The 18,688-nt window shown below is 32.1% G+C and carries 15 protein-coding genes, 1 tRNA gene and 1 pseudogene; 10 read left to right on the plus strand and 7 right to left on the minus strand.

The features are described from left to right. Positions 1-46: 46 nt before the first annotated feature. Both AC0L5U_RS14140 and AC0L5U_RS14145 read left to right on the plus strand, forming a co-directional pair. Positions 47-1,630: a T9SS type A sorting domain-containing protein gene (locus AC0L5U_RS14140; RefSeq protein ID WP_473417067.1), complete on the plus strand. Its 1,584-nt coding sequence runs from the start codon at positions 47-49 to the stop codon at positions 1,628-1,630. Positions 1,631-1,737: 107 nt separating this feature from the next. After that, on the plus strand, positions 1,738-2,433 hold the full coding sequence (locus AC0L5U_RS14145) for a LysE family translocator (protein WP_473417068.1): 696 nt from the start codon (positions 1,738-1,740) through the stop codon (positions 2,431-2,433). A gap of 59 nt (positions 2,434-2,492) precedes the next feature. Here AC0L5U_RS14145 and AC0L5U_RS14150 read toward each other — a convergent pair. Both AC0L5U_RS14150 and folB read right to left on the minus strand, forming a co-directional pair. Continuing rightward, positions 2,493-2,567: transfer RNA gene (locus AC0L5U_RS14150), tRNA-Cys, on the minus strand. A gap of 116 nt (positions 2,568-2,683) precedes the next feature. After that, positions 2,684-3,046, minus strand: coding sequence for a dihydroneopterin aldolase (folB, locus tag AC0L5U_RS14155; RefSeq protein WP_473417069.1), 363 nt, complete (start codon positions 3,044-3,046; stop codon positions 2,684-2,686). 100 nt (positions 3,047-3,146) lie between these two features. Between folB and AC0L5U_RS14160 the strand changes: the two genes are divergently transcribed. The 6 genes and pseudogenes from AC0L5U_RS14160 to AC0L5U_RS14185 all read left to right on the plus strand — a co-directional run bounded on the left by AC0L5U_RS14160 (position 3,147) and on the right by AC0L5U_RS14185 (position 10,021). Continuing rightward, entirely contained in the window at positions 3,147-5,144 is a 1,998-nt protein-coding gene (locus tag AC0L5U_RS14160; protein ID WP_473417070.1) for a glutamine--tRNA ligase/YqeY domain fusion protein, read from the plus strand. Between the two features lie 16 nt (positions 5,145-5,160). Continuing rightward, positions 5,161-7,671, plus strand: a complete 2,511-nt coding sequence (locus AC0L5U_RS14165; RefSeq protein WP_473417071.1) for a sulfatase-like hydrolase/transferase — start codon at positions 5,161-5,163, stop codon at positions 7,669-7,671. A gap of 86 nt (positions 7,672-7,757) precedes the next feature. Then, positions 7,758-8,239, plus strand: a pseudogene (locus tag AC0L5U_RS14170) (DUF1761 domain-containing protein). Positions 8,240-8,306: 67 nt separating this feature from the next. After that, the gene (locus AC0L5U_RS14175; protein WP_473417072.1) at positions 8,307-8,786 is read left to right on the plus strand and encodes a hypothetical protein; all 480 of its coding nucleotides are present in this window, start codon (positions 8,307-8,309) and stop codon (positions 8,784-8,786) included. Then, complete coding sequence (locus AC0L5U_RS14180) at positions 8,783-9,457, plus strand: hypothetical protein (protein WP_473417074.1); 675 nt, start codon at positions 8,783-8,785, stop codon at positions 9,455-9,457. The genes AC0L5U_RS14175 and AC0L5U_RS14180 overlap by 4 nt, the downstream gene beginning before the upstream one ends. A gap of 60 nt (positions 9,458-9,517) precedes the next feature. Further along, on the plus strand, positions 9,518-10,021 hold the full coding sequence (locus tag AC0L5U_RS14185; RefSeq protein ID WP_473417075.1) for a hypothetical protein: 504 nt from the start codon (positions 9,518-9,520) through the stop codon (positions 10,019-10,021). 9 nt (positions 10,022-10,030) lie between these two features. On the opposite strand, the gene AC0L5U_RS14190 is transcribed toward AC0L5U_RS14185, so the two are convergent. Both AC0L5U_RS14190 and AC0L5U_RS14195 read right to left on the minus strand, forming a co-directional pair. Further along, on the minus strand, positions 10,031-10,558 hold the full coding sequence (locus AC0L5U_RS14190) for a hypothetical protein (RefSeq protein ID WP_473417076.1): 528 nt from the start codon (positions 10,556-10,558) through the stop codon (positions 10,031-10,033). Further along, positions 10,551-11,474, minus strand: coding sequence for an SPFH domain-containing protein (locus AC0L5U_RS14195; RefSeq protein WP_473417078.1), 924 nt, complete (start codon positions 11,472-11,474; stop codon positions 10,551-10,553). The genes AC0L5U_RS14190 and AC0L5U_RS14195 overlap by 8 nt, the downstream gene beginning before the upstream one ends. 74 nt (positions 11,475-11,548) lie before the next feature. On the opposite strand from AC0L5U_RS14195, the gene AC0L5U_RS14200 reads away from it, so the two are divergent. Beyond that, the gene (locus AC0L5U_RS14200) at positions 11,549-12,232 is read left to right on the plus strand and encodes a hypothetical protein (RefSeq protein WP_473417079.1); all 684 of its coding nucleotides are present in this window, start codon (positions 11,549-11,551) and stop codon (positions 12,230-12,232) included. Positions 12,233-12,236: 4 nt separating this feature from the next. On the opposite strand, the gene AC0L5U_RS14205 is transcribed toward AC0L5U_RS14200, so the two are convergent. The 3 genes from AC0L5U_RS14205 to gltX all read right to left on the minus strand — a co-directional run bounded on the left by AC0L5U_RS14205 (position 12,237) and on the right by gltX (position 15,251). Next, positions 12,237-13,175, minus strand: coding sequence for a GDSL-type esterase/lipase family protein (locus AC0L5U_RS14205; RefSeq protein ID WP_473418299.1), 939 nt, complete (start codon positions 13,173-13,175; stop codon positions 12,237-12,239). Between the two features lie 39 nt (positions 13,176-13,214). After that, positions 13,215-13,514 carry a hypothetical protein gene (locus AC0L5U_RS14210; protein WP_473417080.1) on the minus strand — a complete coding sequence of 100 codons (300 nt, stop codon included), beginning with the start codon at positions 13,512-13,514 and terminating at the stop codon, positions 13,215-13,217. Between the two features lie 225 nt (positions 13,515-13,739). Then, positions 13,740-15,251, minus strand: a complete 1,512-nt coding sequence (gene gltX / locus AC0L5U_RS14215) for a glutamate--tRNA ligase (RefSeq protein WP_473417081.1) — start codon at positions 15,249-15,251, stop codon at positions 13,740-13,742. A 320-nt stretch (positions 15,252-15,571) separates the two neighbouring features. Between gltX and AC0L5U_RS14220 the strand changes: the two genes are divergently transcribed. Continuing rightward, a complete protein-coding gene (locus AC0L5U_RS14220; protein ID WP_473417082.1) occupies positions 15,572-18,646 on the plus strand; it encodes a hypothetical protein in 3,075 nt (1,024 codons plus the stop codon). The last annotated feature ends 42 nt before the right edge of the window (positions 18,647-18,688 follow it).

Below are 18,688 nucleotides of genomic sequence, written 5' to 3' on the forward strand. Positions count from 1 at the left end.
ACCAAAAACTAAGAATTCAATTAATATTAATTAAAAACAATTTAAGATGAAAAAAATTACATTATTACTTTTATTATTGACAGCATATTTTGGATATGCACAACCAACAACTAATGCTTCAGATCCCACTAACGATGCAGCTGATGTAATCTCCATTTATGGAGGAACTTTCACAAACGTCGCTACAAACTACGACCCTAATTGGGGCCAATCTGGACACACAATGGTTAATACTGCTTACGACCCAGGAACTGGAAATCTATTGTTGGCTTATCCTAACTTTAATTACCAAGGAACCGAGTTAACTGCACAGAATGCTGCATCTATGGAGTTTCTACATGTTGATATTTGGACAGCTGCAGATCCTGGAGCTACCGATATACAAGTTAGTCCTATTAATAACGGGTCTGGAGCAGGAGAAACACTTGTATCGATTGCTTATACATCTGGAGCTTGGACAAGTGTAGATATTCCTAAATCTGCTTTTACAGGAATGACATGGGATAGTGTATTTCAAATGAAATTCGCTGCTAATGGGGCAGGAAGCTTAGTACCTGTTGATATTTACTTAGACAATGTTTATTTTTGGAAAGCCCCAGTAGACCCAGCAACAGATGCATCATTAAGTGATTTGCAAATTGATGGTGTTCAAATTTCAGGTTTCGGATCTGGGACAACTACATATAATTATGCAGTTGCACCTGGAACTGTTATAGTACCTCAAATTACATTAGCAACAACAACAAATGGTGCCGCAACTCGTATTATTAATCAAGCGACTAATATCCCTGGAACGGCTACTGTAGAGGTTACAGCCTCAAATGGTACAGATATGCAAACGTATACAGTAAATATTTTTGCTAGTGGCCCACCAACAGCAGCGCCAACACCACCTGCTAGAGCTGCTGCCGATGTGAAATCAATTTTTAGTGGTGCATATACTGACATTGCAGTTGATACTTACGATACGCCTTGGTGTCCAGGAACAACTACAGAAGAAACTATTAGTGGTGATGTTATGAAAAAAGTGAGCGGTTTAGGCTGTGAGGGTGTAGAGTTCTTAACTGGTAGATTTGATGCAACTACATTTACTCATTTTCACATGGATATTTTTACTGAAACAGCCACTATGGATAAAAGTTTTAATATAAAGTTTTCAAACTGGAATGGTGGTGGCGGAGAAGCTAACGCAATAGAATACTCTGCAACCAATGCTAATATATTAACCAACCCTAACCCAGGAACTTGGATATCAATAGATCTTCCTTTATCTAGTTTTACAGCTGGTAGTAGAAACGATTTAGTGCAGTTTATAATTTCTTCTGATTTAGGTACTGTTTACTACGATAACCTATATTTATACAAAGGTGATCCTTTAAGTAACGACGATTTCAACAAAACATCATTTAGAGCATATCCTAATCCAACACAAGACAGTTGGATAATTAAAGGGCAAGACTCTCAAATTGAAACTATAAATGTAATTGATATTTTAGGAAAAGAAGTGCTAAGACTTTCTCCAAATAATAGAGAAGTAAGAATAGATGGCTCTAGTCTAAAAGCTGGTATCTATTTTGCTCAAATAAAAACATTGTCTGGGATTAATAGCGTTAAGCTAATCAAGCAATAATTAATATTCAAAAGTTTAGTTTAGTTAAAAGGGCGCTTTTTAAAAGCGCTCTTTTTTCGTTTATGCTTTTATTTCTTTACTTTGTGAGAAGATTTCTTTTTACATAAATGTTTGACGATATAATTGCAGCAATTCCCTTTGGTATTATACTGGCCTTTACAATAGGCCCTGTTTTTTTTGTGCTCCTTGAAACAAGTGCTACCAAAGGCTTTAAAAGTGCTTTGATTTTTGATTGTGGCGTTATGTTAGCCGACATCCTATTTATAATTGTTGCTTTTTTTAGTACCAATAAGTTATTGGATAAGGTTAAGGACGATCCGCATTTTTTAATCTTTGGAGGCGTACTTTTAGTTGCTTATGGTTTAATTACATTTATTAAAACCTCTAAGTCCTTTCGGGAAATTGTTAGAGAGTACCATAAAGTTGAAATAAAAAAGGGCTACGGAAAACTGTTTTTAAAAGGGTTTCTGCTTAATTTTATAAATATTGGTGTGCTATTGGGTTGGGTTGCTTTTATAGTGCTGGGAAACTCCCTAACCGAATCTAAGAATGGTGTTGTTGTATTTCTATCTACCATACTTATTGTTTACTTTCTGGTAGACTTGGTAAAAATTGTAATTGCCAAAAAACTTAAAAACAAACTCACGCCCCGTTTAATCTACAAAACTAAAAAAGTAATAGCTTTGGTAATACTTGGGTTTGGCGTGTTGCTTTTGGTACAAGGTTTCTTTCCAGAGGAAAAAGAACTCATAAAGGAAAAGTTAGATAAAATCAATCCTATAAAGGGAAAGGCTTCGGAGTAATTCTAAATTTCTTTAATTTTTATACAAAAAAAGAGATACTTAAAAAAGCATCTCTTTCTTGGAGGCGTCGAGCGGAATCGAACCGCTGTAGCAGGTTTTGCAGACCTGTGCCTAAGCCACTCGGCCACGACGCCTAATTTAAAAAAATCTATCAATAAAGTATTTTGATAAACTTTTAAAATTGTCATTCTCGAGACATCGAGAATCAGCTGCAAATGTAAAAATTTTTAGGACTTTTATTAATAAAAAATCACTTTTTACGCTTATCAGTCATTTTTATAGTTACTTTTTGAACATCTCCACCAATTGGAGGGTTTAATTTACTAACCCAAACTGTAGCTTTTTTTACTAATTCATCTTCATTAAAAATGCGATCTAAAATACGTCTGCAAACAGTTTCTAATAAGTGAGAAGGTTTATTCATTTCTTCTTTAATTACTTTATTTAGAAATACATAGTCTACTGTATCACTCAATCTATCACTTTTTGCTGAGGTTTGTAAATCAGCTTTTACTGTTAAATCAACACGGTAATCACTACCTATTTTTGTTTCTTCTTTTAAGCATCCGTGAAATGCAAAAATTCTAATGTTTTCAACTTTTATAATTCCCATTACAACCGATTTTAAGTCGTCAAAATTACCTAATTTTACACAATATTTTTGTTTAATTAGATTAGTTTCTATTGAGAAACCATGAATTGTTACATATTTTATGTCTGAAGAAAGAAAATCACTCAACTTTATCGAGCAAATTATAGAAGAAGATTTAGGAAATGGTATGTCTAAAAACGATTTACGCTTTAGATTTCCACCAGAACCTAACGGTTATTTACATATTGGTCATACTAAGGCCATTGGAATCAGTTTTGGTTTGGGAGAATATTACAACGCGCCTGTAAATCTAAGATTTGATGACACTAATCCTGCAAAAGAAGAGCAAGAATATGTTGACGCGATCAAAAAAGACATCGCTTGGTTATGTTACAAATGGGACAAAGTATTGTTTTCTTCTGACTATTTTCAACAACTATTTGATTGGGCAGTTTTACTTATTAAAGAAGGAAAAGCTTATGTAGATTCTCAGTCTAGTGAAGCTATGGCGGAACAAAAAGGAACACCAACACAACCTGGCGTTGACGGTCCTTATAGAAATAGAACTGTTGCAGAAAACTTAGATCTATTCGATCGCATGAAAAATGGCGAATTTGATGAGGGTAAACATATTTTACGAGCTAAAATAGACATGCAACACCCAAACATGTTAATGCGTGATCCAATAATGTACCGAGTTATCAATAAAGAGCATCATAGAACTAAAGACCAATGGTGTATTTACCCAATGTATGATTGGACACATGGCGAAAGCGACTATATAGAACAAATTTCTCACTCTTTGTGCTCCTTAGAATTTAAGCCTCACAGAGAGCTTTACGATTGGTTTTTAGATCAAGTGGTTGATACTAATAAATTACGCCCAAAACAACGAGAATTTGCCCGTTTAAATTTGAGTTATACCATTATGAGTAAACGAAAGTTGTTAAAACTGGTAGAAGACGGTGTTGTAAATGGTTGGGATGACCCAAGAATGCCTACAATTTCTGGATTACGCCGTAGAGGTTATACACCAGCTGCAATTAGAAAATTTGTTGAAACTGTTGGTGTTGCTAAACGGGAAAACGTTATTGATGTGTCACTTTTAGAGTTTTGTATTCGTGAGAATTTAAATAAAATAGCACCTCGTGTTATGGCAGTTTTAAACCCTATAAAAGTGGTAATTACTAACTACCCAGAAGATAAAATAGAATGGTTGGATGCTGAAAATAACCAAGAAGATGACAATGCTGGCTTTAGAAAAGTGCCGTTTTCTCGCGAGATATACATAGAAAAAGAAGATTTTAAAGAAGAAGCTGGTAATAAGTTTTTCAGGTTAAAATTAGGAGGAGAAGTTCGTCTAAAGAACGCTTATATCATAAAAGCTGAAAGTGTTTTAAAAGATGAGGAAGGTGTCTTCACAGAAATACATTGTACCTATTCTGAAGACACGTCCAGAAGAGTAAAAGGTACATTACATTGGGTATCAATTCAACATGCTGTTAAAGCTGAGGTTAGGGAATATGATAGATTGTTTAGTGATGAAGCTCCAGATAGTCATCAAGACAAAGGCTTTATGGAATTTATCAATCCAAATTCTTTAAAAACTATTGAGGCTTTTGTCGAGCCGAGTTTAAAAGACGCTAAAGTAGGAGACAGGTTTCAGTTTCAACGTTTAGGATATTTTAATGTGGATGATGATGCAACTTCAGAAAAATTAGTATTTAATAAAACAGTTGGTTTACGTGATACTTGGGCTAAGATTAAACCTGTTCTAAAGAATAATAATCAAAACAAAAAACCTACAAATAATCAACCACAAAGAAAACCAATTGATGTTATTAAACAATTAGGAAAAAAATACACTAATTTACCTATCGAAAAACAGGAAAATGTGCGTGCCGAAATCCTTAAATTAGCCGAAAACGTATCTTATGATGAGTTAGAATCTTTGTTTAATACATCAGTAAAAAAGGTTGGAACTAGAATTGCTGTTACATTAGCTTTAAAAGTTTTAATTGAAAAAGGACAATCAAAAAATGAATCGATAATGGCTTTTATCGATAAAGCAATAGAAGATAAAAATGAAATTCTAAAAGAAGAAGCAAGTAAACTTTAATTTTGAAGAAAAAAACTTGAGGTATCAATGGGTAGATCAAGCTAGAGGGGTAGCAATCTTTTTAGTTATTTACGCACATAATTTTCCTTTTTTAGAATCTTATATTTATAGTTTTCATATCCCTCTATTTTTCTTTATTGCTGGTATGTTTCATCCAGAGAAAGTTAACCTTAGTTCAGTTGTTAAGCGTGCCAAAAATATTTTAATTCCTTATTTTGTTTGGAGTATTTTATTATATGTATTCTGGCTCTTTATAGGAAGACATTATGGCAAAAGTGTTGGTTTCAATCTAGATCCTGTTGAGGGGCTTATAGGTGTTTTTTATGCGCAAGGAGATGCTCAATTTATGGATTGGGGAATTCCAATGTGGTTTTTACCATGCATCTTTTTATCGTTTTTATTGTTTGCTTTAGTTCTAACAATTGGAAATAAAGTTGCTCGATATATATTACTGATTATGTTAATCCTACTAGGGTTTATGTATCCTAAGTTGTTTGAGTTTAAATTACCGTGGAGTTTAGATGTAGCATGTGTATCACTTGTTTTTTACGGGATTGGTTATTTTTTAAAGGATAATTTAATTCAACTTAATAGAAATAACCTTTTATATATTTTTATGATATGCTGTTTTACTATTAGTATTATAACAGGGCTTTATAATACCAAAATAGACATGTATAGATCTCAGTATGGTCATTTTGCATTATTTATTTTAAGCGGTTTATCAGGAACTTTGTTTGTTATGTTACTGGTAAAACAAATTAAATTTCATAGATATTTAACCTTTTTGGGTAAAAATACAATACCCCTATTAGCACTACAATTAAGAGCTCTAACTGTTATTAAAACCGTTTTAATTTTGTTCGGGATAACTGTTTTTGCCTTTAATGAAACCACAAAATTCACACTTACATTTTTACAAATTTTGTTGATAGTCCCGGTTATATTTTTAGTAAATAAATACGCTCCAATATTAATGGGAAGTCAAAAAAGTAAAGTATTTTTATTTTTAAAAAATCATAAAAAACAAATATTATTTTATTTGTTTTTAAACCTCGCTTTTACTTTTTGCATCACTTTATCTTCATATGTTCATATTCCTTTATCTGGTTTTGAGGATAGGTTATTATACATAGGTCATATTGTTATACTTCAATTTTCGGTTTCAGGATATATTTATTTGGTAACACTCAATAAATGGTTATTTAGAATCGTTTTTACACCATGCTTTTTCTGTTTATCGCTATTTGCTTATTGGACCTATACTCAGGATATTTCAATAACACATGCTTTAGTTGAAATTCTTATTGAAACTAAGCCTAGTATTGCTATAGATATGATTTCAATACCATTTATCGCATTTAGTTTATTTATAATTGGATTACTTTTTTACCTTGATAGAATTTATAAAAAAATACGCCCTGTAAAAGTTAATTTTCTTTTTTTAATACTTGTAATACTCTCCATACTAAGTTTTATTATCGTTGAAAATAGACGAGGACATACCTTAAAAAGCCGATTACCATATAGTGTTTTGTTTGGTATTCAAGATTATTTGCATAAAGAAACTTATTTTTTTAAGAATGATTTTGATGAAATTGAAAGCAAAATAGATAGTTTAAAAATTGTCTTAGTTTTAGGCGAAACGGTAAGAGCAGATCATCTTCAATTAAATGGTTATCAAAGAGAAACTACCCCTTTGTTGAATAGAAGGAAAAATTTAATCAGCTTTAAGAATGTTTATACACCACACACATATACTTCTGCTAGTTTACCAAGACTAATTACAGATGCTAGCATATATGATGAATCTATAGATACCATAACATCGGTTTTTGATATTTTTAAAAGTTGTGATTATCCAGCAATTTGGATTGGTAACCAAGAATTAGAAAGTAGTTTTTCCAGTATTGTTAAAACCAATACTAAAGTTGTTTTAATAGATAGTTTAAGGTCGGTTTTAAGTTTTAATAAAGCATTAGACCAAGAATTATTAGAGCCTTTCAACACTCATTTTTCTCAAAAAGACAAAGGCTTATTTACAGTACACATGATGGGTAGTCATTGGTGGTATGAAAACAGATACGATGATGCTCATAGAAAGTTTAAACCTGTAATAGATTCTAAACATGTTCCCTCATTGAGTAGTGAAGAACTCATAAATTCTTATGACAATACGATTGTTTATTTAGACTTTTTTTTAGAAGAAATCATAAAAAAATTAGAAAATGAAGATAGCCCAACAATTCTAATTTATCTTTCCGATCATGGAGAGGCTCTCGGTGAGGAAGGGAAGTGGCTCCATGGTCAAAATACCGAAGCTAGTAAAAACCCTGCTATGGTGGTTTGGTATTCTAATGGGTTTCGAGAAGAATTTCCTGAAAAAATTAAAGCTTTAATGGGAAATAAGAACCATAAACTAACCACCGATATTCTTTATCATAGTCTCTTAAATTTAATTGAAATAAATGATTATCAATACAATAAAACTCAAAGTGTATTCAGTATATCTTCTCCAAAAAAATAACTAAGATGTTTTTTGTTTAGTGTTAAAAAAACACATCTCTATTTAAATTTAGCTATATTTAACTACTAACTATAAACTTTAATATCATGGAAATTAATTTTTTAGCGATACTTTTCGCTGCGGTTTCAGCTCTAGTTGTTGGATTTGTTTGGTACAATCCAAAGGTTTTTGGTACTGCTTGGATGAATGCAGCAGATATGACCGAGGAAAAAATGAAAGGAGCAAACATGGGAAAAATATTTGCTATGGCTTTTATATTTGCTGTTTTATTAGCCATGAGTATGCTTACTTCAACGATTCATCAAATTGGTGCAATGGGTATGGTAGGTGGAGATATTGAGAATGCACTTCCCTCTTATGCTGCGTTTATGGCTGATTATGGTAATGCTCATCGTACTTTTGGGCATGGTGCATTACACGGTTTTTTTCAGCTGTGTTTATTGTACTTCCTGTCCTTGGTACAAATGCTTTATTTGAGCGTAAGAGTGCAAAATATATTCTTTTAAATAGTGGATATTGGATGGTTACAATGGCAATTATGGGAGCAATTATTTGCGGATGGCACTAATAATTTTGTAAAGTTTTAACATAATTAAAGACTGAAGCTTTTTAACTTCGGTCTTTTTCTTTTTGTATTGATACATTATAACGTTTACGAAAGTATAAACACCGTTCCAATAGATTGGGATGATTTGGTTGCACATAATGTTCTTCTTAAAAGGTCTTATCTAAAGGCGCTGGAAGAAGCTTCTCCTGAGAATATAAGCCCGTTTTTTATTGGTGTTTTTAAAGATGAAACATTGGTTGGTGTTGCACTAATTCAACGTGTACAACTTTATCTTAAAGACATGTTTAGAGACACAAAAGTATCTTGCCTTAAAACATTTTTAAAGGAAAATATTTCAAAATTACTTAAAGGAAATATTTTAGTAGTTGGTAATTTGACACACACAGGTCAACATGGACTGTTTTTTAATCCTGAAAAAGTATCAAAAACAGAATTTTATAACGAAATTTTCAAAGGAGTTTCTGAAATAATACAAATCATAAAATCTAAACAAAAAAAGACTATTCGATTAATACTGCTAAAGGATTTCTTTGTGAAGATGAAATGATTCAAGCTGAGTTTTTTAGAAAAGAGAAACTCCACAAAGCTATTGTACAACCAAATATGATTATGGAAGTTAGAGACAAATGGCTTCAAAATGACGATTATATTGCTTGTATGAATAAAAAGTACCGAACCCGGTACAAACGTGCAAAAAAGAAACTAAACGGAATTACTTGCAAAGAGTTAGATTTAGAAACAATTAAAGCCAACTCTAAGCAATTACATCAATTGTACCTTAATGTATCAAATAACGCGAAATTTAATACGTTTATACTGCCTGAAAATCATTTTTATACTTACAAACTTAACCTTAAAGAAGGTTTTAGAGTTTTTGGGTATTATTTAAAAGATGAATTGATTGGTTTTTACACCTTAATTCTCAACAATACCCAATTGGAAACGTATTTTTTAGGCTATCATACAGAACATCAATATCCAAATCAATTGTATTTAAATATGCTATATGATATGGTAAATTTTGCCATTCAAAATAAATTTGAAACCATTGTATATGCAAGAACTGCCATGGAAATAAAGAGTTCGGTGGGTGCAAAACCAAAACCTATGGTGTTGTATTTAAAACATACCAATAGTATTCTAAACGGAATTTTAAAGCAAGTATTTAAGTTGATGAACCCTAAGCAAGATTGGAAAGAGCGTCATCCATTTAGTTAAAATGGGGTATTAGTTTTAAGTATTTGAAATTGTTTCCGACTTATCTCTAAACGTTTCATAATGAAAAAAATACTTTTTCTCTTTTTAATAGTTCCTTTTTTGAGTTTCACTCAGGAAATGAATAATGAAAAACTTCAAGAAATTTACACTTCGGTAAGCGATTCTATTAATGGTAAATCTGGTGGATGGCAGTTTTTTATTAAAGAAATCCCTTTAATGTGCATAACAGATACTAATCATAATAGAATGCGTATTATTTCTCCAATTACAGATGCTAATAGTTTAAACGATGAATTGATTAAAGCAGCCTTAGTGGCAAATTTTCATACTGCTTTAGATGTAAAGTATGCAGTTTCTGATGGTGTACTATGGTCTGTGTTTATTCATCCATTAAAAGAATTATCAGATGGTCAAGTTAAAGATGCAGTAAGTCAAGTGTATTATGCCAATATTAATTTTGGGTCTACGTTTGCAAGTACTTCATTAACGTTTCCAGGAAGTATTAATAGTGAAAAAACTAAAGAAGAACACGTAAAAGAAGTTCCAAAGTTTAAGAAGTTGTAATGAACTCAATTAAATTTGTTCAGTAGTAACTTCGTCTTCAGGAATTTTTAAACTCGTTTTAAAGTTTGGAAGAATCATCTCTTCCATAGCTTTATCTTTTAGTTTTTCAGCTTCTAAGAAATACCAAATCTTTTTATCTTCATTATAAATTCCCAATAAATAACTTTTAGATTTTATACGAGAGTTATTCATTTTTATATGATTCAAACCCTCCACATAACAGCGATATTGACCATCCTCAAAAACCACATCAGAAACACTAACCACATCAGCTTTTTCAAAAACAAGACCTTGAGCATCCAAGTTTTCAAAAACAGTTTTTAATAATTCTAAAGCTTTTTCTTCTCCTCCCATCACTTTAATTATAGATGGATAGGTGTGTTTAAACACAGTTTTAAAATCCTTTTTAAGCGTTGCTTCGCTTGTTATTTTGGCGTCTCTTAAAGCTGATTTTTTTAGATCTTCTTTAGATTGAGCAAAAGTAATGCTGCTAAAAGATATTAGCAGCATTACTAGTATTGAAATTGTTTTATGCATCTCCTTTCTTTTTTGCATTTTTCATAGCCTCGCCAATTTGGTTACTTGCTGTAAAACTTGCTACCATATCATTTAGCATTTGGCTACCAGCTTGTGGAGAATTAGGTAATAAAATTAAGTTACTATTAGTTTCTTGCCCAATAGATTGAAGCGTATCATAATGTTGAGTAACTACAATAAGCGCAGAAGCTTCTTGAGAATTAATACCTACTTTGTTAAGTACTTCTACTGATTCTTCTAGCCCACGAGCAATTTCACGACGTTGGTCTGCAATACCTTGCCCTTGTAAACGCTTACTTTCAGCCTCAGCCTTTGCTTTTTCAACTATTAAAATACGTGCTGCATCTCCTTCAAACTGAGCAGCAATTTTTTCACGTTCAGAAGCATTAATTCTATTCATAGCTTCTTTTACTTGGCCATCTGGATCTATATCAGTTACTAAGGTTTTAATGATATCATAACCGTAATTCTGCATAGCATCATTTAATTCAGCTTTTACTGCAATAGCGATATCATCTTTTTTAACAAATACATCATCTAGCTTCATTTTTGGTACTTCGGCACGTACTACATCAAACACATAACTTGTAATTTGATCGTGTGGATAATCTAGTTTATAAAATGCATCATACACTTTATCACGTATCACTTTATATTGCACAGAAACTTTAAGACGAACAAACACATCATCTAACGTTTTTGTTTCTATAATAACATCCAATTGCTGAATTTTAAGGCTTAATTTACCTGAAATTCTATCTACTAAAGGAATTTTTAACTGTAAACCAGAATGACGAATACTTTGAAACTTACCAAAGCGTTCTATAATAGCAGCGGTTTGTTGTTTTACAACAAAAAAGGACGAAATTAAAATTAGTAATCCGAAGAAAACTATTGGGATTAAAATGAAACTCATATCTATGTTTTTAAATGGTTAAAAAATTGATTTACTAATTTAAACTATATTTGGGCATTAAACCCTAAAATACTATGAAAATTAATAGACCTATACTATTAGTAGCATTTACACTATGTATTGTTACAAAAAGTTTTTCTCAACGCGGAAACTATCGTATCAGTAATGGATTTTCCATTTTTGGAGGCATTACAAAGTTTGATATTACAACAGATAATTTTGAGACCACTCAAGGCGATGGTTTTTTAGGCGGTATGTCTGCTACTGTTGATATTCCCAACCGTTGGTATAACGTTAGCTTTGGTATGCAACTCTCTGAAAGTAACATTGGTATTCTTGGAAGACCCGCTTTAGTAAGTACCCAAGAGGAGTTTGTGGATTACAAGATGTTTGCTGCTCAAGTGGCAATGCAATTGCACGTAAAAGTTATTCCAGATTATTTTACTATAGATTTTGGGCCAATGTTACAATACAATGGCGAGTTGGAGTTTAAGGACAAAGCGCAAGAGGATTATTACATCAATAATTACATAAATTTATCTGCGGAAGACATCACAAAGATTTCTCAATTTAATTTGAATGGTGTAGTTGGAGCTTCAGTTGGAGTTAAAAACTTTAAACTGAAGGCCCAATATATCTATGGTTTTACGAATATTTTGAAGAAGCTTGAAAATGAAGGTTTAGACAGTATAGGCGGAAATTCTCGTTTTAAAGGCAATCAAAACATGTTGGTTTTAGGAGCTATGATTTCGTTTTAGGTTGTCATTTTTGAGAATAATTCAAAGTCTGTTCAATAGCTGAATCTAATTGCTTTACTTTTTCTTTTGTAGTTTTTATATCTTCAGATTTTACCGTTTCTCCTCGTGTATAACCAATATATTTTAACCAGCCATCAGATCTTATTTTTCTGCGTTTAGAAATCATTACAAAAGCAGGATCTATTTTTAAAGGTGTTGTTTCTGAAACTACGTCGTTTATAATAATCTCAGGGTAAAGGTCTGTTATTATTTTTTTAGCCATAAAGAAATGACCAATCTCATTGGGATGGACACCATCTGGAATAAAAGTACTGTCGGACTTTTGAGTTTTAATTGCCACCAATTCCTCATTTAAATACCCGTTTAAATTAATCACTTTCACATCATTTAAACCCATTAACCAATTAGAATAATCTGCTAAAACACCGCCATAATTAAAATAAGGGTTTTTGTAAGAATGAGGTTCGTCATCAAAAGAAATGCGGTTTTTAATTGGGTCGGGATCGAAAGGTGTAGGTGTTAAAAAAATCATTTCAGCACCTGAGTTTTCAACTATACGTATCAGGTCTAAAATACCTATTTTATAGTTTTCGAATCGTGTTTCATCAAAATTAGAAAAAATACCATCGTTCATACCGTAGCAAGCCAAAACTATATCTGGTTTTATGAGTTCTAAAGCCTTATCTACTCTTGAGTGAATACATGGTCTTGGAAAAGGATGATCTGCTTCAGAATCTCCCGAGACAGTTTCACTTGACAAACCAATACTTATAATATCTAATGATTGTTTAGGATGATTTTTACGTAAATAATATTCTAAAAAATCGACGTATTTTCCGTTTTGAGTGATGCTGTTGCCAAGGATTAATACTTTTTTATTGTGGAGTGGGAGGTTTTGTTTTTCTTCTTTTTTACATGAGAAAATTATACCTAACAGTAGCATCAAACAAAAAAACTTACTAGAATTCATATTTATTAAATTTTAATCAATGTATTCAAACCAACCATTTTCCAATAATCTAAAATCAGGCTTATTGTAGTACCTCGCTTTAACGCTATCGTTAAAAGCGATGACGTATTGCTCTCTTAGACCATCTATATATGAAAAGGATATTTTATTAGAGCGATCAATATTTATATGTCCAAACTTAAATTTCTGGCTCAAATCCACAAACTTTTGCATAATTAGTCTGTTCGAGACTGTGTCAATTTTGTGTTTTTCTATGGTCTCTTCAATTGAAGATTTCCAGTTTTTAAAATCATCTATTTTAAGGTTTCCCAAATTTCCTTTATTATCGATTTTAAATATAATCCTAAACTTTTCAAGTTTTAAGTCTTCATTATACACAACTCCACTTCTATACGCATAAAAACCATCAGGTAAAGTTTTTAAAGAATCTACCTTGACTTCATATTTATCAATATGATTTTTCGATTTGCAACTAAGACATATAGTTGCAAATAATAAAATTAAAGATGTTTTTAATAAGCTGATAAAATAATGGATTTATAGTGTTGAAATAACTTCCTCAATCCTCTTAGCAGTCTCCGCTTTCCCAATCATAAACATAATATCAAACACATCAGGACCTTGTAAAGCACCTACCAATGCTAAACGCAAAGGCATCATTACTTTTCCGAAACCAATTTCGTTTTCTGTGATCCAACCTTTAATTTCGGTTTGAAGAGTTTCTACTGAAAAATCTTCGATATTATTTATAATAGAAACTATTTGCTCTAGAATTTCTTTTGTACCTTCCTTAAACGCTTTTTTTGAAGCCTTTTCATCATAAGACTTAGGCGCAGTAAAAAAGAAATGACTCAATTCCCAAAAATCGGACACAAAAGTGGCACGCTCTTTAACTAAATTAATAACCATTTCAATATAATTAACATCAATATCAGCTAATTCGGAATTATTCTTTTTAAAAGCTATGGCCAACACATCATTATCCTGCACTTGCATATAATGGTGGTTAAACCATTTGGTTTTATCAGGATCAAATCGTGCTCCAGATTTGTTGACTTTATTTAAATCGAAAGCAGCAATTAATCCATCAAGATTAAAAATTTCTTGTTCAGTTCCTGGGTTCCAACCTAAAAAGGCTAAGAAATTAACCATAGCTTCTGGGAAATAGCCATCTTCTTTATAGCCTCTGGAAATGTCACCAGTTTTAGGATCTGTCCATTCTAAAGGAAATACAGGAAAGCCTAATTTATCCCCATCACGCTTGCTTAATTTTCCTTTTCCTGTTGGTTTTAAAATGAGAGGTAAATGTGCAAATTCAGGAGATTTCCAACCAAAAGCCTTGTATAATTGATAGTGTAACGCTAAAGATGGTAACCACTCTTCGCCACGAATAACATGCGAGATTTCCATTAAGTGATCGTCCACAATGTTAGCTAAATGATAGGTTGGCATACCATCACTTTTAAATAATACTTTATCATCTAAAATATTGGTATCTATTTTAATATCGCCACGAATAATATCTTTTAAGCGGAGGGTTTCATCTTGAGGCGATTTAAATCGAACCACATAATCATCGCCAGCCTCTAATTTTGCTTTTACTTCATCTGCGCTAAGCGATAAAGAGTTGCTTAATTTTAATCGGTTATGCCAATTATAAATAAAGGTTTTGCCTTTTGCCTCGTGGTCTTTTCTATGAAAATCTAAGGTTTCAGCAGTATCAAAAGCATAATATGCGTTTCCTGAAGCAATTAATTCTTCAGCGTAAGCTTTATATAAATATTTACGTTCGCTTTGTCTGTATGGACCAAAAGTTTCGTTTTTATTTGGGCCTTCGTCAAATGGCATTCCGCACCAATTTAAGGCATCAATTATGTATTGTTCAGCGCCTTCAACGTAACGGTTTTGATCGGTATCTTCTATACGTAAAACAAAAGTACCGTTATGCTTTTTAGCAAATAAATAATTGAATAAAGCGGTACGAACTCCGCCAATATGTAAAGGTCCCGTTGGACTTGGTGCAAAACGCACACGAACGTTTTTGGTCATTTTTTTGTTGTATGATGTAAAATTGCCACAAAGATAGAGGAGTACTTGATAAAGAGCAAAGAATAGGGTGTAGAACTTTAATAGATAAATAACATGCTCTGGGTTTTGTAATGCTGACAACAGATAGGTGCGTTAGGGATTGAACGGCATGTTTGAAATCCCCGACGTAGGAGGGATTGAGTAGTGAAAGCCCGACCCGACAGGGAACGCTCAAATACTTGTATTAGTAATGTTTTAACGTACGGTTAAATTGAAGTAGAAAATAAAATTGTAGTTTAGTAGTTTAAATAACTTATAACCATAGGATTTAACCCCAAACCGTGGATAATTTTAAAAACATACAAGATAAGTTAGAGCGATTTATTAGACGGTATCATACTAACGAATTGCTAAAAGGCGGTATTCTATTTTTTGCCATTGGCTTGCTATATTTTCTATTTACACTTTTAGTGGAGCATTTTTTGTGGTTGAACACAACTTCAAGAACTGTGTTATTTTGGGGTTTTATTTTAGTAGAATTAGGGTTGCTTACTAAATTTGTGGCAATTCCTTTAGCAAAATTATTCAAACTTAAAAAAGGTATAGATTATCCTAAAGCAGCACGAATTATTGGTAAACATTTTCCGGAAGTTGATGATAAACTGCTAAATGTTATTCAGCTTAAAAATAGTAATGAACAATCTGAATTGTTGTTGGCAAGTATAGACCAGAAATCGGTAGAATTACATCCAATTCCGTTTAAACTCGCAGTTAATTTCACAAAAAACTTATCGTATTTAAAATACGCCGTTATTCCAGTTGTTATTTTCTTACTCGTTTATATCACAGGTAATTTTAATTGGTTTAGCGACAGTTATAAACGAGTTGTGCATTATAAAACCGCTTACGAACCACCTGCACCTTTTCAGTTTTTTGTAGTGAATGAGGATATGAATGCTATTGAGGGGATAGACTTTAAATTACTAGTAAAAACTGCTGGGGAGGTTGTTCCAGAAAATGCGCAAATAACTTATAATAATGAAACTTATTTTTTGCAACAAACAGCAATAGGCGAGTTTCAATATGTGTTTTCGCAAGTACAAAATGATATTGAATTTAATTTGTCTGCTAATGATGTGAATTCAAAACCATATAGCCTAAATATTGTTGAAGTACCGTCATTACTAAGTTTTGAGATGGTGTTGGACTATCCAAATCACACTAGAAAGAAAGATGAAATTTTAAAAAGTACTGGGAATGCTGTTATTCCTGAAGGTACTAAAGTAACATGGCAACTTAAAACAAAATCTACTGATAATGTGTTTCTTTATGCTAAAGACACCATCAGTTTCGATTCAGATGAAGAAGGCGATTTTATTACATCTAAAAGTCTCTTTAATGATTTAGATTATACTTTAAGTACAAGCAATAAGAATTTGAAAGACTATGAAAATTTATCGTTTTCAATTGATGTTGTTAAGGATGAATTCCCAGAATTGAACGTACAAATGAAAGTGGATAGTCTGGACTTGCAAACGCTTTACTTTTATGGACAAGTTAGTGATGATTATGGGTTGAGTAAACTGCAATTGGTGTATTACCCATCTGAAAATGAAGCTGATAAAAAAACTAAATCTATTCCGATTACTGCTTCAAATGTCTCTGAATTTATTTCAGCATTTCCTGATAATCTTGAAATTAAAGATGGTGTGTCTTATCAATTATATTTTCAAGTATTTGATAATGATAGAGTTAATAGTTACAAAAGCAAAAAAAGCAGCCTGTTTAATTACCGTAAACGCACCAAGGATGAAGAGCAAGAACAACAATTAGAACAACAAGGAGAAACCATTAAAGATTTAAATAAATCACTTCAAAAATTTGAAGAGCAAGAAAAGCGTTTGGATGAATTGACAAAAACAGGCAAAGAGAAAAAGAATCTAAATTTTAATGATAAAAAGAAGTTAGCATCATTTTTTAAACGTCAGAAACAACAAGACGAGATGATGAAAAACTTTAATAAAAAGTTGAAGGATAATCTAGAGAATTTTCAAAAGGAAGACCAAAAAGAAGATCCTTTTAAAGAAGATTTAAAGAAGCGTTTACAAGAGAATGAAGCCCAGCTTAAGAAAGATGAAAAACTTTTAGATGAGATTAAAAAACTTCAGGAAAAGATAAATAATGAAGAATTAATTAAAAAGCTTGAAGAAGTTGCTAAACAGAATAAGAATAAAAAACGAAGTTTAGAACAGCTGTTAGAATTAACCAAGCGTTTTTATGTCGAAAAGAAATTAGAAAAGCTTGCTGACGATTTAAAGAATTTAGCTGAAGAGCAAGAAAAATTATCTAACAAATCTGAAGAAGAAAACACCAAGGAAAAGCAAGATGCTTTAAATGAAGAATTTCAAAAATTTCAAGAAGAGATTGAAAAACTAAAAAAGGATAGCGAAGCTTTAAAAAAACCAATTGATATTCCTCAGGATAAATTAGACGAAAGGGAAGTTAAAGAAGAACAGCAAAAAGCATCAGAAGAATTAGAAAAGAAAGAGCAGTCTGAGGAGAACTCAGAACAGAAAAACCAAAGTCAAAAAAACGCAAAGCAAAGCCAGAAAAAAGCAGCTCAAAAAATGAAACAAATGAGTAGCAAGATGCAAAGTAGTATGCAATCTATGAGTGGCGATCAAATGCAAGAAGACACAGAAATGTTACGTCAAATTTTGGATAATTTGGTTTTGTTTTCATTTGATGAAGAGGATTTAATGAAGCAATTCAAATCTATAGATATCAATCATAACAAGTATGCAAGTTACCTCAGAAAACAAAATAATCTTAAGGAACATTTTGAGCATATAGATGATAGTTTGTTTGCGCTGTCTTTACGTCAGCCAAAACTATCCGAACAGGTTAACAAGGAAATTTCGGAAGTGTATTTTAATATTGATAAAGCTCTCGATTTATTGGCAGAAAATCAATTATACAAAGGTGTTTCTAATCAGCAATTCGCTATCACATCAACCAATAATTTGGCGGATATGTTAAGCGATATTTTAGATAACATGCAAGAGAGTATGAGTATGTCTGCTGGAAAAGGAGGAGAAGGCGAGATGCAATTACCAGACATTATTATGAGTCAAGAAGAGCTCAATAAAATGATGGAACAGGGTATGAAAAAGGCGAACAGGGTAAACCTAAAGAAGGGCAAGGAAAGCAAGAGGGGAAAAGTCAGAAAGAAGGAGAAAAAGGTAAAGAGGGAGAAAAAGGTAAAGAAGGAAAGAATGGAAAGCAGAAAGGCAAAGATGGAAAAGAGGGAGAAGGAGGAGAACAAAATGGTGGCGAAGGCGAAGGTAATAATAAATATGATGATGGTTTACTTTATGAAATTTACCAAAGACAACAGCAATTACGTAAAGCTTTAGATAAGCGATTAGAAAAAGAAGGTTTAGGAGGCACAGGAGGAA

It is taken from the genome of Jejuia sp. G7-7, assembly GCF_055808955.1.

Coding starts and splice junctions, on each gene's coding strand:
- AC0L5U_RS14140 (WP_473417067.1), top strand. CDS start 47: ATGAAAAAAATTACATTATTACTTTTATTATTGACAGCATATTTTGGA.
- AC0L5U_RS14145 (WP_473417068.1), top strand. CDS start 1,738: ATGTTTGACGATATAATTGCAGCAATTCCCTTTGGTATTATACTGGCC.
- folB (WP_473417069.1), bottom strand. CDS start 3,046: ATGGGAATTATAAAAGTTGAAAACATTAGAATTTTTGCATTTCACGGA.
- AC0L5U_RS14160 (WP_473417070.1), top strand. CDS start 3,147: ATGTCTGAAGAAAGAAAATCACTCAACTTTATCGAGCAAATTATAGAA.
- AC0L5U_RS14180 (WP_473417074.1), top strand. CDS start 8,783: ATGATTCAAGCTGAGTTTTTTAGAAAAGAGAAACTCCACAAAGCTATT.
- AC0L5U_RS14185 (WP_473417075.1), top strand. CDS start 9,518: ATGAAAAAAATACTTTTTCTCTTTTTAATAGTTCCTTTTTTGAGTTTC.
- AC0L5U_RS14190 (WP_473417076.1), bottom strand. CDS start 10,558: ATGCATAAAACAATTTCAATACTAGTAATGCTGCTAATATCTTTTAGC.
- AC0L5U_RS14195 (WP_473417078.1), bottom strand. CDS start 11,474: ATGAGTTTCATTTTAATCCCAATAGTTTTCTTCGGATTACTAATTTTA.
- AC0L5U_RS14200 (WP_473417079.1), top strand. CDS start 11,549: ATGAAAATTAATAGACCTATACTATTAGTAGCATTTACACTATGTATT.
- AC0L5U_RS14205 (WP_473418299.1), bottom strand. CDS start 13,175: ATGCTACTGTTAGGTATAATTTTCTCATGTAAAAAAGAAGAAAAACAA.
- gltX (WP_473417081.1), bottom strand. CDS start 15,251: ATGACCAAAAACGTTCGTGTGCGTTTTGCACCAAGTCCAACGGGACCT.